Annotated in this window: 15 protein-coding genes; 5 read left to right on the top strand and 10 right to left on the bottom strand. The window is 67.2% G+C overall.

The genetic code is table 11. The features are described 5' to 3' along the window. Positions 1 to 25 precede the first annotated feature (25 nt). The 5 genes from QCE48_RS21740 (at position 26) to QCE48_RS21720 (ending at position 5,021) form a co-directional block, all read left to right on the top strand. Positions 26 to 1,030, top strand: a complete 1,005-nt coding sequence (locus QCE48_RS21740) for a thiamine pyrophosphate-dependent dehydrogenase E1 component subunit alpha (RefSeq protein ID WP_309784033.1) — start codon at positions 26 to 28, stop codon at positions 1,028 to 1,030. A gap of 24 nt (positions 1,031 to 1,054) precedes the next feature. Beyond that, positions 1,055 to 2,071, top strand: a complete 1,017-nt coding sequence (locus QCE48_RS21735) for an alpha-ketoacid dehydrogenase subunit beta (RefSeq protein ID WP_309784032.1) — start codon at positions 1,055 to 1,057, stop codon at positions 2,069 to 2,071. Then, positions 2,071 to 3,183 (top strand): acetoin dehydrogenase dihydrolipoyllysine-residue acetyltransferase subunit, encoded by a 1,113-nt coding sequence (locus tag QCE48_RS21730; RefSeq protein WP_309784031.1) that lies wholly within the window; start codon positions 2,071 to 2,073, stop codon positions 3,181 to 3,183. Before QCE48_RS21735 ends, QCE48_RS21730 begins: the two co-directional genes overlap by 1 nt. 200 nt (positions 3,184 to 3,383) lie before the next feature. Next, positions 3,384 to 4,142 carry a lipoyl protein ligase domain-containing protein gene (locus tag QCE48_RS21725; RefSeq protein WP_309784030.1) on the top strand — a complete coding sequence of 253 codons (759 nt, stop codon included), beginning with the start codon at positions 3,384 to 3,386 and terminating at the stop codon, positions 4,140 to 4,142. Positions 4,143 to 4,190: 48 nt separating this feature from the next. Further along, positions 4,191 to 5,021 (top strand): hypothetical protein, encoded by an 831-nt coding sequence (locus QCE48_RS21720; protein WP_309784029.1) that lies wholly within the window; start codon positions 4,191 to 4,193, stop codon positions 5,019 to 5,021. 70 nt (positions 5,022 to 5,091) lie between these two features. Here the strand turns inward: QCE48_RS21720 and QCE48_RS21715 are convergent, their stop codons facing one another. The 10 genes from QCE48_RS21715 to QCE48_RS21670 form a co-directional block, all read right to left on the bottom strand. Then, entirely contained in the window at positions 5,092 to 5,607 is a 516-nt protein-coding gene (locus tag QCE48_RS21715) for a hypothetical protein (RefSeq protein ID WP_309784028.1), read from the bottom strand. Between the two features lie 26 nt (positions 5,608 to 5,633). Next, positions 5,634 to 5,969 carry a hypothetical protein gene (locus QCE48_RS21710; protein WP_404982387.1) on the bottom strand — a complete coding sequence of 112 codons (336 nt, stop codon included), beginning with the start codon at positions 5,967 to 5,969 and terminating at the stop codon, positions 5,634 to 5,636. A gap of 210 nt (positions 5,970 to 6,179) precedes the next feature. Further along, positions 6,180 to 7,325, bottom strand: coding sequence for a molybdenum ABC transporter ATP-binding protein (gene modC, locus QCE48_RS21705; RefSeq protein WP_309784027.1), 1,146 nt, complete (start codon positions 7,323 to 7,325; stop codon positions 6,180 to 6,182). Beyond that, positions 7,318 to 7,998, bottom strand: coding sequence for a molybdate ABC transporter permease subunit (gene modB, locus QCE48_RS21700; RefSeq protein ID WP_309784026.1), 681 nt, complete (start codon positions 7,996 to 7,998; stop codon positions 7,318 to 7,320). The genes modC and modB overlap by 8 nt, the downstream gene beginning before the upstream one ends. A 10-nt stretch (positions 7,999 to 8,008) precedes the next feature. Beyond that, complete coding sequence (gene modA, locus QCE48_RS21695; RefSeq protein WP_309785043.1) at positions 8,009 to 8,740, bottom strand: molybdate ABC transporter substrate-binding protein; 732 nt, start codon at positions 8,738 to 8,740, stop codon at positions 8,009 to 8,011. Positions 8,741 to 8,872: 132 nt separating this feature from the next. Further along, entirely contained in the window at positions 8,873 to 10,081 is a 1,209-nt protein-coding gene (locus QCE48_RS21690) for a CaiB/BaiF CoA-transferase family protein (protein WP_309784025.1), read from the bottom strand. A gap of 33 nt (positions 10,082 to 10,114) precedes the next feature. After that, entirely contained in the window at positions 10,115 to 11,248 is a 1,134-nt protein-coding gene (locus QCE48_RS21685) for an acyl-CoA dehydrogenase (RefSeq protein ID WP_309784024.1), read from the bottom strand. A 13-nt stretch (positions 11,249 to 11,261) separates the two neighbouring features. Further along, entirely contained in the window at positions 11,262 to 12,470 is a 1,209-nt protein-coding gene (locus QCE48_RS21680; protein ID WP_309784023.1) for an acyl-CoA dehydrogenase family protein, read from the bottom strand. Between the two features lie 85 nt (positions 12,471 to 12,555). Further along, the gene (locus tag QCE48_RS21675) at positions 12,556 to 14,676 is read right to left on the bottom strand and encodes a 3-hydroxyacyl-CoA dehydrogenase NAD-binding domain-containing protein (protein ID WP_309784022.1); all 2,121 of its coding nucleotides are present in this window, start codon (positions 14,674 to 14,676) and stop codon (positions 12,556 to 12,558) included. Positions 14,677 to 14,788: 112 nt separating this feature from the next. After that, positions 14,789 to 15,700 carry a LysR family transcriptional regulator gene (locus tag QCE48_RS21670; protein WP_309784021.1) on the bottom strand — a complete coding sequence of 304 codons (912 nt, stop codon included), beginning with the start codon at positions 15,698 to 15,700 and terminating at the stop codon, positions 14,789 to 14,791. Positions 15,701 to 15,743 lie beyond the last annotated feature (43 nt).

Here is a 15,743-nt window from a genome sequence, read left to right as displayed (position 1 = left end):
ACCACTTCCAACGAAGGAGACAGACATGACAGTCGGTTCAACGCAGCAGGACGCAGGCGCGCTGCCGCTCGGCAAGGAGGAGCTGCTGAGCGTCTATCGGAAGATGCGCACGATCCGCGATTTCGAGGAGCGCCTGCACGTGGACTTCGGTCGCGGCGACATCCCCGGTTTCGTCCATCTCTATGCCGGCGAGGAAGCGGCCGGCGTCGGCATCATGCATCACCTGAACGACGGCGACCGCATCGCGAGCACGCATCGCGGACACGGCCACTGCATCGCGAAGGGCGTCGATCCCGTCGCGATGATGAAGGAGATCTACGGCAAGAAGGGCGGCTCGTGCAACGGCAAGGGCGGGTCGATGCACATCGCGGACTTGTCGAAGGGAATGATGGGCGCGAACGGCATCCTCGGCGCGGGTGCGCCGCTCATCTGCGGCGCGGCGCTCGCAGCCAAGTTTCGCGGCAAGGGCGAAGTCGGCATCACGTTCGCGGGCGACGGCGCGTCGAACCAGGGCACGTTCCTCGAAAGCCTGAACCTGGCGGCCGTATGGAACCTGCCGGTGATCTTCGTCATCGAGAACAACGGCTACGCGGAATCGACGTCGCGCGAGTACGGCACGGCGGTGGACAGCTACGTCGATCGCGCGGCGGGCTTCGGCATTCCCGGCGTGACGGTCGACGGCACCGACTTCTTCGCCGTCCACGAAGCAGCGGGCGAAGTGATCCGGCGCGCGCGCGAAGGCGGCGGACCGGCGCTGCTCGAATGCAAGATGATCCGCTTCTACGGCCACTTCGAAGGCGACGCGCAGACCTATCGCGCGCCCGGCGAACTCGACGATATCCGCTCGAACAAGGATTGCCTGAAGAAGTTCGCGCACACGGTCACGCAGGCGGAAGTGATCACGCGCGCGGAACTCGATGCGATCGACCGTGACGTCGCCGTGCTGATCGAGCGCGCGGTGCAGGAAGCGAAGGATGCGCCGCAGCCGAGCGCCGCCGATCTGCTCACCGACGTGTACGTCAGCTACTGAACCCACGGCAAAGAGGAAACCATCATGGCCCGCAAACTGAGCATGAAGATGGCGATCAACGAAGCACTCGATCAGGAAATGACCCGCGACCCGAGCGTGATCGTGCTCGGCGAGGATATCGTCGGCGGAGCAGGCGCCGACGGCGAAAAGGACGCATGGGGCGGCGTGCTCGGCGTGACGAAAGGACTGTACGCCAAGCACGGCGACCGCCTGCTCGACACGCCGCTCTCCGAATCCGCCTACGTGGGCGCGGCGATCGGCGCGGCTGCGTGCGGCATGCGGCCGGTGGCGGAACTGATGTTCATCGACTTCATGGGCGTCTGCTTCGACCAGATCTTCAATCAGGCCGCCAAGTTCCGCTACATGTTCGGCGGCAAGGCCGAAACGCCCGTCGTGATCCGCGCGATGGTGGGCGCCGGCTTTCGCGCGGCCGCGCAGCACAGCCAGATGCTCACGCCGCTCTTCACGCACATTCCGGGGCTGAAGGTCGTCTGTCCTTCCACGCCTTACGACACCAAAGGCCTCCTGATTCAGGCGATCCGCGACAACGATCCGGTGATCTTCTGCGAGCACAAGAACCTGTACGGTTTCGAAGGCGAAGTGCCCGAAAGCTCCTACGCGATTCCGTTCGGCGAAGCGAACATCGTGCGCGACGGCAAAGATGTGTCGATCGTCACTTACGGCCTCATGGTGCATCGCGCGCTCGAAGCGGCGGCGATGCTCGCGAAGGAAGGCATCGAAGCGGAAATCGTGGACTTGCGCACGCTTTCGCCGCTCGACATGGACACCGTGCTGGAATCGGTCGAGAACACGGGACGGCTCGTCGTCGTCGATGAAGCGAGTCCGCGCTGCAATATCGCCACCGACATTTCGGCGCAGGTCGCGCAGCAGGCGTTCGGCGCGCTGAAGGCGGCCATCGAAATGGTCGCGCCGCCGCATACGCCGGTGCCGTTCTCGCCGACGCTCGAAGACCTGTACATCCCGAGCGCCGCGCACATCGCGGACGCCGCGCGCAAGACGATGAAGGGAGGCAAACACTGATGGCCGAGATCACTCCGATCGTCATGCCGAAGTGGGGCCTTTCGATGAAGGAAGGCACGGTGAACGCGTGGCTCGTCGACGAAGGGGCGCAGATCAGCGTCGGCCTGCCGATTCTCGACGTGGAAACCGACAAGATCGCCAACGCGGTCGAGGCGCCCGACGCGGGCACGTTGCGCCGCAAGGTCGCGCAGGCGGGCGAAGTGCTGCCGGTGAAGGCGCTGCTCGGCGTGCTCGCGCCCGCCGAAGTGAGCGACGCCGACATCGACGCCTACGTGGCGGGCTACGTGACGCCCGTCGACGAAGAAGGCGCCGACGACGAAGCCGCCGCCGCGTATCACTTCGTCGAAGTCGATGGCATCCGCGTGCGATACGCGAGCCGCGGCGAGGGCGACAAAACCGTGCTCTTCATCCACGGTTTCGGTGGCGATCTCGACAACTGGCTGTTCAATCTCGACGCCATCGCCGAGAAGAACAAGGTCGTCGCGCTCGATCTGCCCGCGCACGGCCAGTCGACGCCCAAACTGCCCGGCACGACGCTCGAAGACCTCGCGCAGTTCGTGTTGCGCTTCATGGACACGCTCGACATCGAAACGGCGCATCTCGTCGGCCATTCGATGGGCGGCGGGGTCGCCGCGCAGATGGCCGTCGACGCGCCCGCGCGCGTGCTGTCCGTCGCGCTGATCTCGCCCGCGGGGCTGGGCGAGGAGGTCAACAACGCCTATACCGAGGGCTTCGTCAGCGCGCAGTCACGGCGCGACCTGAAACCGGTGGTCGAACTGCTCTTCGCCGATCCGGGGCTCGTCAGCCGCCAGATGCTCGACGACCTGCTGAAGTACAAGCGGCTCGACGGCGTCAGCGAAGCGCTGGGGGCGCTCGGCGCCAGTCTTTTCGCGAACGGCAGGCAGGGCGAGCAGCCCGGCGCGAAGCTCGCGGCAACGGGCAAGCGGGTGCTCGTCGTGTGGGGCGGGCAGGACCGGATCATTCCCGCCGCGCACGCCGGGAACGCGCCGGCGGGCGCGACCGTCAAGGTCTTCGACGACGCCGGTCACATGAGCCAGATGGAAAAAGCCAACGACGTCAATGCGCTGCTGAAACAGCATCTGGCGGGCTGATCGCGCTGAACGGACGGACACGGCACGCCGCCGTGTCCGTCGCTTTTCTTTGGCCGGCCGTCGTGCGCCGGCGCGCAAAGACCACGGCCGCATCGCGCGGTTCTTCGTTACCATGTTCGATGTATCGGGCGAGCGGCCCAGGCCGCTCGCCCCTTCGCCATTTCGCATCTCGTTCATTCGCCGCGCTTTTCGTCCGACCGATGCCCTTCGAAATCGTCAAACCCGCCGCCACTTCCGGCAATCCGCTCGACGCCGAAGAAGCGCTGCTTGCGCATGCGGCTGCGGGACGCGCGGTGGCGCATCTGTGGGAGGCGCCGGTTTCGCTCGTCGTGCCGCGCAGCTATCAGCGCTACGCCACGCTCGACGCGGCCCGCGACGCCTTCGCGCAGCGTGGCTGTCCGGTATGGCTGCGCCTGTCGGGCGGCGGACTGGTGCCGCAGGGGCCGGGCATCCTGAACCTGAGCCTCGCGTATCCGCTCGCGGGCACGATCGGCACGATGGCCGACGCCGTCTACCTGCATCTCTGCGCGATTCTGGCCGGCGCGCTGCACGGGCTCGGCATCGAGACGAACTGGCGGGAAGTGGAAGGCTCCTTTTGCGACGGCCGCTTCAACCTCGCATGGGGGCCCGCCGGCGATGCGCGCAAGATCGCCGGCACTGCGCAATACTGGCGGCGCGTGCCGCAGGCCGCGGGCACGCGCGACGAGCCGCTTTACGCGGTGCTGGCTCACGCCGTATTGCTTGTCGATGCCGATCCGCTCGAAATCAACCGGCGCGCCAACGACTTCGAATCGCTGATCGGCAGCGGCCGGCACTACGAAGCCGACAAGGTGGTGAGCGTCGCGGACGCGCTCGGGCGCCAAGGCACTTCCGACGATGCGGACCTTCGCGCGCGCGTGGCCCGTGCGCTCGAAGCGGCGGTGGTCGCCGCGTCGCCGCCGCGGGTTCCATCGACTTGATGACGTCTTGATGCGCTAACGGCTTGTTCACCTGCCTGGAGATCCGCCTTGTCGCTCAGCCGAGTATCGAACGGGTTCTTCTTCGCGCTCTGGGTTGCGGTCTGCTCGGCCGCGCCGGAGTTCATCTGGCAGGGAATGTTGTCGGTCTTCGGCCACTTCACGCTGCGCGATGCCGCCGCGGCGCTCCTCATCGGCCTGATTCTCGCGTTTTTCGTCGAACCGCTGATCGAGCGGCTGCGCACCCTGAGCCTCACGCCCGCGCACGCGAGCAAGAGCCCGGCGTTCGCCGCCTGCACGGCGATCGGCTTCGCGGTGGCGGCCGTCTGCGTGCACGAGGCGATCACCGTTTCGATCGCGGCGAACCATACCAACGAGCAGGCCGCGGTGAACCTGACGAACGCGATCTCGCAAGCGCTCGAATGGGCCGCGACGCCCTTCGCGATCACGGTCGCGTGGCTCTCGGCGCGCGCGCGGCCGTGGATCGCGTGGAGCGTCGCGCTCGTGGCGGCGCTGGTGGCCGTGGTGTCCGGCATCGTGTTCGAGTGGGGGATGCTCGTCATCGTGACGAGCGCGTTGCCGGGCATCCTCATTCTCGTCGCGGGCATGTTCGCGGTGCGCGGGAGCTGGGATCACCACACGTTCCGGCGCTGCGCGCGCGTGACGGCGGTGACGGCGATCGCGTGGCTCGTCGTGACGGGGGTGGTGCAGGCGGGACTGTCGCTCGCGCACATACAGCGCTTCGAAATCTACGACCTGAGCGAGTACTGGATCGACTTCCGGTTCTATCTGGGCTGGGTGGTCGGGCTTGTAGTCGCGCCGGATTTCGTGGGCGCCCCGAGGACGCGGGCGTCGAACGACGCGTGGCGCGGCAGGCGCTGAGGCGGGCGAACCGCCGCGCGCACGCGATCGCGCGCGATCGGAAACCGAGCGCCGACGCCGAACGCGCCCGTCAGCTCGAAGGCGGCGGAGGCGGCGGCATTCCCGGCGGCGGTGGCGGCGGAGGCGGCGCATACGCACGGGCGCCCGGCGTCGAGATCAACCGCCCGCTGACCGGCACACGGTCTCCGGCTGCATACATGCATTGCAGGTACGCGTAGTCGTAGCGCCGCTGCACTTCGTATCCCGCGCCCTGAGCGTTGCCGAAACCGACGAGGCTCCCCGCGAGCAAACCCGCCCCCGCGCCGACCGCCGCGCCCGCGCCGCCATTGAACGCCGCCCCGGCCGCCGCGCCGAGCGCAGTGCCGACCGCCGCGCTGCCGACGGCGCTAGTCGTCGCCGCCTGGTCGGCGGTTACGCCGCCCACCTGCATGTACGCGAACTGGCGGCACGCGCCGTCGTCGGCGCGGAACTGGTCGAAGGTCTTGCCGGTGCCGGGGAGCGCCATGACGCTTGGCGTCGTCGGCAGGACAGTGCACGCGCTGACGCACGTCAGCGTGGCGAGTAGTGCGATGGTTGAACGGTTCATGTTGCCGGGGCGATGCACGCGATGCGTCAATTGGAAGGGGCGGGTTGCGGCGCGACTTCGCGCCATCCGCCGGGGCACTGTTTTACGTAGGGGTAATAGGCGCGGGATGCGTCGCAGTAGTACCAGGACCCGCTCGACTGCGCGGAACCCGCGACCGGCTGCCCCTGTTCGACATAGGCTTGCGGCGCGGCCGGCACCGCGACGACGGGCGGCGGCGGATAGTAATAGTACGGAACGGGCGCGACCGGATAGAAAAGCGGCCCGCCGATGAATACGCCGACATGTCCGCCCGCATTCGCCGATCCGCAGGCGAACGCGACGGCCAGAACCGGCAGCGCGGCGAAAATTCTCAGGGATGGCACGGCGATCTCCTCGTTCGGCGTGTTGCGCCGTCAGCCTCGAAGTGGAGCATTTATGCACTTACGGGAGAACGGCCAGCGGCGAGCACCGCATGCTGCAACGCTATGCCGATTGCGCCTGAAATTCAATGACAGGCGCCCGCGCGATTTTTTCGGCGCGTTACGCGGGAGAGGAATTGCAAGGATGGTGAAGCGCGATTGTCCGCACGCGAATCAGGCCAGCAGCGACACCGCCTTGACCTGCGCCCACACCCGCGCGCCGACGTGCAAACCGAGGTGATCCGACGAATAGCGCGTGATGCGCGAGAGGAGCGGCGTGCCGTCGATGTCGAGCCGCACCGTCATCTGCGCGGGGTCCGCGGCCGCTTCCATCGCGACGACGGTCGCAGGCAGCACGTTGAGCACGCTCGTGTCGCTCGCCGCGCTCGACGCGAGGCTCACGTCGCGCGCCCGGACGACGATGCGCATCGGCCGGCCCGCCGGCAACGCCGCATGCACGACCCGCAGCGACGCGCCCGCGCCCGGCAAATCGAGCGTCAGGAGCCCGTAGGTTGCATCGTGAGCGCCGACTACGCCTTCGATCACGACCGACGCGTCGTCGGCCATCGTGATCGGCAGGTCGAGGCGCGCGAGCGTTTCCGCGATCGGGCCGCTCGCGAGCGCGCGGCCGTTCTCCAGCAGCACGAGATGGTCGGCGAGCCGCGCCACTTCCTCGGGCGCGTGGCTGACGTAGAGGATCGGGGTGTCGAGCTCGTCGTGCAGCCGTTCGAGATACGGCAGGATTTCGAGCTTGCGCTTCTGGTCGAGCGACGCGAGCGGCTCGTCGAGCAACAAGAGACGCGGACTCGTGAGCAGCGCACGCGCGATCCCGACGCGCTGCTTCTCGCCGCCCGACAGACCCGCCGGCATGCGATCGAGCAGATGGCCGATCCCGAGCAACTCGGCGGCCTGCGCGAGGTCGACGCGGCGCGCCGTCGCGGGCACGCGGCTCATGCCGTAGCGCAGATTGCGCTCGACGGTCAGGTGCGGGAACAGGCTCGCCTCCTGGAAGACGTAGCCGAGCGGACGCTTGTGCGTCGGCAGGACGATGCCTTTCGCGGTGTCGAGCCACGTTTCGCCGTTGACGCACAGACGTCCGCGCGCCGGCCGCGTCAGGCCGGCGAGGCAGCGCAGCACCGTCGTCTTCCCGGAGCCCGAATGGCCGAAGAGCGCCGTGACGCCGCGTCCGGGCAGACGCAGGTCGACGTCGAGCGTGAAGCCGCCCTGTTCGACCAGAAAGCGCGCCTCGATGCCGGGTTCGGCGGCATCACGGGCGCGGGCGGCGGCGCTGGTTCGCGTGAAGAGAGAAGCGTCAGACATAAGCGGAAGGCGTGCGCCGGGTCGAATAAAGCGCGAGAAGCACGAGAAACGAGAACACGACCATGCCGCCCGCGAGCCAGTGCGCCTGCGCGTATTCGAGCGCCTCGACGTGATCGAAAATCTGCACCGACACCACGCGCGTGCGTCCCGGAATATTGCCGCCGATCATCAGCACGACGCCGAACTCGCCGACCGTGTGCGCGAAACCGAGAATCGTCGCCGTCACGATGCCCGGGCGCGCGAGCGGCAGCACCACCGAGAAGAAGCAGTCCCAAGGGCTCGCGCGGAGCGTCGCGGCGGCTTCGAGCGGACGCTCGCCGATGGCTTCGAACGCGTTCTGCAACGGTTGCACGACGAACGGCATCGAATAAAGCACCGAGCCGACGACGAGCCCCGCGAACGTGAACGGCAAAAGACCCCAGCCGAGCGATTGCGTCAATTGCCCGACATGGCCGTTCGGCCCCATCGCGACGAGCAGATAGAAGCCGATGACGGTCGGCGGCAGCACGAGCGGCAGCGCGACGATCGCGCCGACCGGGCCCTTGAGGCGAGAGCGCGTGCGCGCGAGCCACCACGCGAGCGGCGTGCCGACGATCAGCAGCATCAGCGTCGCGAGCGAGGCGAGCTGGACCGTGAGCCAGATCGCTTCGAAGTCGGCAGCGGTGAGCGGCATGGTGCTGAGATTACAGCTGGTAGCCGTAGGACTTGATGACGGCGGCGGCCTTCGGCCCCTTCAGATAGTCGATGAATTGCTTCGCGACCGGATTGTCCTTCCCCTTGTTCAGGATCACGGCGTCCTGCTTGATCGGCTCATGCAGCGAAGCCGGCACGATCCACGCCGATCCGCTCGTGATCTTGCCGTTCTTGTAGATCTGCGACAGCGCGACGAAGCCGAGTTCGGCGTTGCCCGTCGCGATGAACTGCTGCGCCTGCGAGATGTTCTGCCCTTCGACGATCTTCGATGCCACCGCCTGCGCGAGTCCGAGCTTGTCGAGCGCCTGCGTCGCGGCGAGGCCGTAGGGCGCGGTTTTGGGGTTCGCGATCGCGAGGTGCGTGAATTCGTTTTTCTTCAGCACGTCGCCGTTCGAATCGACATAGCCTTCTTTCGCCGACCAGAGCGCAAGCGCGCCCGTCGCATACGTGAAGCGGCTGCCCGGCACCGTCATGCCTTCGGTTTCGAGCTTGGCGGGCGTGGAATCGTCGGCGGCGAGGAAGACTTCGAAGGGCGCGCCGTTCTTGATCTGCGCGTAGAACTGGCCGGTCGCGCCGAACGACGCGACCACCTTGTTGCCGGTGTCCTTTTCGAAGTCGGCTGCGATTGCCTGCACGGGCGCCGTGAAGTTGGCCGCCACGGCGACCTGCACCTCGCCGGCAAAGCCTGCGCTCGACGCAAGGGCGGACACGGCGACAACCAACGCGCGGAAAAATCGAGCCTTCACGAACACCTCCTCAAAGTGGCATTGAAATCGAGAACCGTAATATAGCCGAATATATTGCGGTCCGAGTTCGATGCCCACGCGAAAAGGCATGTTTCGTCGATATGACGGCTATACGACGCCGTCTTTCTTAAGCCGCGCGATCCGTTCCTCCGACAAACCGAGCAGCGACTGCAAAACCTCCGTCGTGCCTTCGCCGAGCGTCGGCGGCGGGCGGCGCACCGGCAGGCGCGCGCCGTCGAACCGATAAGGCGGCGCGAGCACCGGCGTGCTGCCCGCTTCCGGATGCGGCTGGCGCGTGACCATACCGGCGTCGGCGGCGCGCTTCGAGGTGAGCGCCTCGTGCAGGCCGAGCACTTCGCCGCACGGAATGCCGGCTTTCGTCAGACGCGCGAGCAAAAGCGCGCGCTCGCGCCGCGCGATCTCGCGATCGATTTCCGGTGCGAGCACGTCCCGGTTCGCCGCGCGGCCGACGTTCGTGCGGAAACGCTCGTCGTCGGCGAGGTCGGGACGCTCGATCACGTCGCGGCAAAAGCGCGCGAACTGCGCGTTGTTGCCGACCGTGACGACGAGCGGACCGTCGGCGGCATCGAACACGCCGTAGGGGACGATCGACGGATGCGCGTTGCCGTAGCGCGGCGGGTCGCCGCCCAGGATCAGCGCTTCGAGTCCGTAGTACGCGGTGATCATCAGTCCGCAGTCGAAGAGCGCCATCTCGACGTGGCGTCCGCGCCCGGTCTTCTGCCGCTCGAAGAGCGCCGCCAGCACGGCCTGCGCGCAATACATGCCGGTGAAAAGATCGACGGCCGCGACGCCGAACTTGAGCGGCGGCTGGTGCGCTTCGCCGTTCATCGCCATCAAGCCGGCTTCGCCCTGCACGACGAGGTCGTAACCGGGACGCGCGGCTTCCGGCCCGCTGCGGTCATAGCCGGAAATCGAGCAGTAGATCAGGTCGTCGCGTTCCTGGCGCAGTTGTTCGTAACCGAGGCCGAGCTTCTCCGCGCCGCCGAACTTGAAATTCTGGATGACGACATCGCATTGCCGCGCAAGATCGCGCGCGATCTGCTGGCCCGCGGGCGTCTGCAAGTCGAGGCTCACCGACCGCTTGTTGCGGTTCACGCTGTTGAAATACGCGGTCTCGGTCGAGCCGACGCGCACGCCCCAGTCGCGCGTATCGTCGCCGCGCTCGGGGTGTTCGAGCTTGATCACTTCGGCGCCGAGGTCGCCGAGCACCATCCCGCACCACGGTCCCGCAAGCACGCGGGAAAGATCGAGCACGCGCACGCCCGCGAGCGGCAGCGAGGAATTCGGATTCGACATGGACAAATCCCGGTTGGCGTAGCGTCGCGTCACTCAGCTTTTGCCGAGCGCGATATAGCGTTCGAGATGATGATCTTCGTCGCCGAACTGGTGGTCGATCATCACGAGGCGCTTGGCGTAGTGCGCGAGCGGCAGTTCCCACGTCATGCCGATGCCGCCGTGCAACTGGATGCATTCCTCGGCGACGCGCGCGCCAATCCGCCCGACGCTGTATTTCGCCGCCGACAATGCCCGCTCGCGTGCGACGCGTTGCGCGCGGAGCGCGGCCGCCGCGTTGATGACGGCCGAGCGCGCCTGTTCGATTTCCAGCAGCAGATCGGCCATGCGATGCTGCAACGCCTGAAAGCTGCCGATCGCGACGCCGAACTGCTTGCGCGTGCGCAGGTAGTCGAGCGTGAAGTCCTTCGCGACGTCCATCGCGCCGAGCGCTTCGGCGGCGAGCGCGAGCACGCCGAAGCCGATGCCGCGTTCGAGCGTCGCGAAACCGGCGTCCGGCGCGCCGAGCAGCGCGTCGCCGGAGAGACGCACGTCGTTCAGCGAGACTTCGGCGGCGCGTCCGCCTTCGATCGTGGGATAACCGCGCACGCTCACGCCGGCCGCGTCGCGCGGGACGAGAAAGAGCGAGATGCCGTCTTCGGCGTCGTCCGGGCCGCGCGTGCGCGCCGAGACGAGGAACGCGTCCGCGGCTTCGCCTTGCTGCACGACGCCCTTCGCGCCGTTCAGCGTCCAGTGGCCGTCGGCGGCGCGGGTGGCGCGCGTCGAAACGCGGGCGAGTTCGTAGTGCGAGCCGGGTTCGTCGTGCGCGAGCGCCGCGACGGCGCTGCCCTCGATCAACCGCACGACGAGCGCTTTCTGCGCGTCGCTGCCGGTTTCCGTGACCATCCGCCCGACGACCAGCGCGCCGAGAAACGGCTCCACGACGAGCCCGCGCCCGAGGCTTTCGAACACGACGGCGATGTCGAAGCCCTCGCCGCCGAATCCGCCGTCGGCTTCGCCGAACAGCGCGCCGACGATCCCCAGTTGCGCGAAACGGTCCCACATCTCGCGGCTGAAGCCTTCGGCGGAGCGGGCGATGACGTCGCGCGTCTCGAACCCGTACTGCTCGGAGATGAAGCGATTCAGCGTGTCCGCCAGCATGCGGCGGTCTTCGGTATGTTGGAAGTCCATCGCGCGCGTCCTCTTACAGTCCCAGGATCATCTTGGAGATGATGTTTTTCTGGATTTCGTTCGAGCCGCCGAAAATCGACAGCTTGCGGTTGTTGAAATACATCGCGGCGGCGCTCGCGGCTTCTTCCGGACCGACCGGCGGCTCGTCGTATCCGTGGTCGAGCGCTTCGTCGATGAACGGGCGCGCGTAGGGTCCCATCGCGCGGCGCATCAGCGACGAAATCTCCTGGCGGATTTCGGTGCCGCGAATCTTGAGCATCGAGCTTTCGGCGCCCGGCACGCCGCCGCCCGCGACCGCCGCGATCACGCGCAGATTGGTCGTCTTCATGTTTTCCAGATCGATTTCGACGCGGGCCATGCGCGCGGCGAACGAAGGATCGTCGGCGAGCGGGCGGCCGTTGCGCGTGAGCTTTGCCGCGACCTTTCGCAGACGCTCCAGCGCCGCGACCGAAAAGCCGACGCCCGCGATATTCGTGCGCTCGTAGGTCAGCAGATATTTGGCGTAGGTCCAGCCCTTGTTCTCCTCGCCGACGAGGTTCGCAACCGGCACGCGCACGTCCGTGAAGAACACTTCGTTGATCTCGCGCTCGCCGTCGAGCGTGACGATCGGGCGCACTTCGACGCCCGGCGCGTTCATGTCGACGAGCAGGAAGCTGATGCCTTCCTGCTTCCTTACGTCGGTCGCCGTGCGCACGAGGCAGAAGATCATGTTCGCGTGCTGGCCGAGCGTCGTCCACGTCTTCTGGCCGTTGACGATGTAGTGCTCGCCGTTTTCGTCGATGCCGCGCACGGCGGTCGTGCGCACGGCGGCGAGGTCGGAGCCCGCGCCGGGTTCCGAATAGCCCTGGCACCACCAGTCGGAGCCGTCGAGGATGCGCGGCAGCCAGTGGCGCTTTTGCGCCTCGCTGCCATACTTGATGAGCACCGGCCCGAGCATGTTCACACCGAACGGCACGATGCGCGGCGCGCCGGCGAGCGCGCATTCGTTTTCGAAGATGAACTTCTGCACGGCGTTCCAGCCCGGGCCGCCGTATTCGTGCGGCCAGTGGTTTGCGAGCCAGCCTTGTTCGTTCAGGATCGCGTGCCATTCGGCCATGTCTGCACGCGTGAGGCGCCGGCCGTTGCGGACTTTGTCGGAGAGACGTGGCGGCAGCTTGTCTTGCAGGAAGCGCACGACCTGCTCGCGAAACGCTTCCTCTTCGGGGGTGAAGTTCAGGTCCATGATGGGCTTCTTTCGGTGAAAGGCGATGCGGTCCCGCGCGACGCATCATGCATCGCGCCGAAGTCAGGCTGTGCGCCCGGGTTAATCACGCAGCGTGATTGAGGCTCGCAAAATCGGCGCCACGCTCGACAAGATCGACGAGCAGCGGCGAAGGCTGCCAGAACAGCGGGTCTTCTTTCGCGAACTCGCGGATATCGGCGAGCACCTTCGGCAAGCCGACCGTATCGGCATATTTCATCGGGCCGCCGCGATGGCGCGGGAAGCCGTAGCCGTAGAGCAACGCGACGTCCACGTCGAGCGGACGCAGCGCGATGCCCTCGTGCACGACGTTCGCGCCCTCGTTGATCATCGCGGCCATGTAGCGGCGGATGATGTCGTCGTCGGTGAATTCACGCGGCGCGACGCCCGCGCGCTGGCGCTCCGCCTCGATGATCGCCTCGACTTCCGGGTCCGGCGTGCCGCTTCGCGCGCCGTCCGGATACAGATAGAAGCCGCGCCCCGTCTTTTGGCCGAACCAGCCGCGCTCGCAGAGCCGGTCGGCGATCTGCACGTAGCGCGCGGACGGATCGCGGGTGGCGGCGCGGCGCTTTCTCGCCGCCCAGCCGATGTCGCCGCCCGCCAGATCGATCACCTGGAACGGCCCCATCGGGAAGCCGAATTCACGCACCGCGCGATCGATCCGATACGGCGACGCGCCGTCTTCCATCATTTGATCGGCGGCCGTGCGGTACACCGCCAGCACGCGATTGCCGATGAATCCGTCGCACACGCCCGCGCGCACCGGCACCTTGCGCAGCTTCTTCGCGAAGTCGAACGCGGTCGCGACGACATCCGCGCCGACCTTCGCCGGCACGACCACTTCGAGCAGCTTCATCAGGTTCGCGGGCGAGAAGAAGTGCAGGCCGATCACGTCGGCGGGACGCGAGACGCTGGCGGCGATTGCGTCGATATCGAGATACGACGTGTTGGTCGCGAGCACCGCGCCCGGCTTGCAGACGCGATCAAGTTCCGCGAACACGGCTTTTTTCACGTCGAGGTCTTCGAAAACCGCTTCGATCGCGACATCGACGTGAGCGAGCGCGTCGTAGGACGTGCTGCCGGTCCATCGGTTCATCACGGCGGCTTTCGCTTCGGGCGTCATGCGGCCCTTCGCGATCTGTGCGTCGTAGACCTTTTCGACGTGTGCGCGGCCGCGCGCGAGCGAGGCGTCGTCGCGTTCGATCATCGTCACCGGCAGGCCCGCGTCGAGCGCGGCCACCGCGATGCCCGCGCCCATCGTGCCGCCGCCGATCACACCGACGCTCTCGATGGCGCGCGGCTTCGCCGTGCGCGTCTCCGGCGCCTTCAGCACTTCGCGCTCGGCGAAGAACGCGTGGATCAGGCCCGCGCGCTGCGGGCTGTCGATGCATTGGAGGAAAAGCTGGCGCTCGTGGCGCTGGCCGTCGTCGAAGGGAAGTTCGAGCGCGGCCTGCACCGCGTCGACGATCTTCAGCGGCGAGAACAGTCCGCGCGATTTCTTCGCGGTCTGCTCTCGCGCGATTTCGATCGCCGCGCGGCTCGCACGGCGGTCCGCGAGGCCGGCGGCGTCGCGCGTGCGGCGCACCGGCGCGCGCGCGGCGAGCAGTTCGTGCGCATAGGCGAGGCCGTCGGCGAGCGCGTCGCCCGATGCGCCGACGCGGTCCACGAGGCCGAGTTGCCGCGCTTCCTCAGCGCCGACATGGCGCCCGCTCAGGATCAGGTCGAGCGCGGCCGCGGCGCCGATCAGACGCGGCGCGCGCTGCGTGCCGCCCGCGCCCGGCAGCAGGCCGAGCGTCACTTCGGGCAGCCCGAGCTTCGCGCCCGCGACGGCCAGCCGGTAGTGCGCCGCGAGCGCGACTTCGAGGCCGCCGCCGAGCGCCGCGCCGTGGATCGCGGCGACGACCGGTTTCGCGCACGCTTCGATTTGGTTGCAGACGTCGGGCAGCGAGGGCGGCATCGGCAGCTTGCCGAATTCGCGGATGTCCGCGCCGCCGATGAAGTTGCGCCCCGCGCCGACGATCAGGATCGCCTGAACGCCGCTGTCTTCATCGGCTCGTTCGATGGCGGCAGAGAGTCCGCGCCGGACATCCACGCCGAGCGCGTTGACGGGCGGATTGTCGACCGTGACGACGAGCACACCGTCGCGTAATTCGGTTTTGACGGGAGCGTCGGCGGGTTGCGCGTTCATCGTGCTGTGTCTCCTGATTGTTTAAATGCATTGTGGGCTGCGCTGCCGCCATTGACAATTGCAATCGAGCTTGACGGACTGTTAATCAGAAATGGACAAAGCGCTCGGAGAATCATTCCCACGTTTTCGCAAGCGTCAGAATTTCGTCGCGCAGATAGTCGATCAACGCCTGCGTCGACGGCGACGGATACCGGTTCGGCAGCGTCACGATGTAGAGCGTGTTCTGCTGCCCGGCCACGCGGTATTCGGGCAGGATCTGTACGAGCCCGTGGTTTCCCGGCGCGTGCGGCACGTACTCCGGCAACATGCCGACGCCCATGCCCTGACACACGGCATCGGCGAGAAACGGAAAGTCCGGCGATTGCAGCGCGGGTTGCATCGGGATCGCGTGGACGTCGGCGTCGTTTTGCCGGTGGATCAGTTCGATCACCGCGCGCAGTCCCGGATACGGCGACGCGACGAGCGTCTGCCGCGCGAGATCGGCGGGACGCTCGATCGGCCCGTGCCGCGCCACGTAATCCGCCGACGCGTACAGGTTCCACTCGATCGGGCAAATGTTGCGCGCGACGTGATCGAGCGGCGGCGTCGAGGTGATGCGCACGGCGACGTCGATCTCGGCGGCGATCAGGTCCTCGATGCGGTTGTTGAACGACACGCTGAGCGTGATGCCCGGATGCGCGCGCGCGAATTCGAGCAGCTTCGCGCCGATGAACATGCGCCCGAAGCCCGTCGGAACGCTGATGCGCACGCGGCCGCGCAGCGTCTGGCCGAGGCTGTCGATCGACGCGCGCGCGGTGCTCAAATCCTCGCGCATGCGCTGGCCGCAGTCGTAGAGCGTGTGGCCGGCTTGCGTAAGTTCGAAACTGCGGGTCGAGCGGCGCAGCAGTTGCGCGCCGGTTTCGCGTTCGAGCAGCTTCAGCCGCTGGCTGATGTTCGAGCGCGTCATGCCGAGCTTGCGGGCGGCGGCGCTCATGCTGCGCGATTCGACGATCTCGACGAACAGCCCGATCAGGTTCAGGTCCATACGATTTGTCCATCCACACTCGACAGAATCGCCCATCTTAGGG

Origin of the sequence: Caballeronia sp. LZ024, from assembly GCF_031451455.1 — a bacterium.
Taxonomy (GTDB): Bacteria; Pseudomonadota; Gammaproteobacteria; order Burkholderiales; family Burkholderiaceae; genus Caballeronia; species Caballeronia telluris.
Note: the sequence above shows the minus strand (reverse complement) of the source record. Positions and strands in the feature narration are given on the sequence as shown.